General features: G+C 38.6%; 1 pseudogene. It reads left to right on the top strand.

Going from position 1 to position 363, the window contains the following annotated elements:
- Positions 1–214, top strand: a pseudogene (locus BN1120_RS21790) (hypothetical protein); the annotation flags it as partial.
- Between the last annotated feature and the right edge of the window lie 149 nt (positions 215–363).

Genomic DNA, 363 nt, shown 5'->3' with positions numbered 1-363 from the left:
AGAGCATGAAACCATGTTTAGAAAAGACTGGCCCTACACGCTTTCTATTTCTAATAGGAAAAAGGCACTGAGATTTGAATCCACCCCCTTTAAAGTCGCATATAGCGACAATTTATATTGTAAGTCTGAGGATTTTGAACGTGTTATTGAAATGATTAAAAACCAAATCAGGTGTGTCGATATAAAAAATATAAAAGGTCATCCAATGATTTGATTCTAATGTCTCGACTGTCATTGAGAAATAACTGTTATTGCTATTCACTAGGAGGCCAGTTTGTTCGGTGGACAAGCTGGCTTACTATCCGGTGATCTTCTTGAGACTCAATACGGAAGTTTAGGTGGCATGGTCTATACCCTGCCGCT

Origin of the sequence: Aeromonas caviae (assembly GCF_000819785.1) — a bacterium.
GTDB classification, from domain to species: domain Bacteria; phylum Pseudomonadota; class Gammaproteobacteria; order Enterobacterales; family Aeromonadaceae; genus Aeromonas; species Aeromonas caviae.
This window is presented reverse-complemented; position numbering and strand designations above follow the sequence as displayed.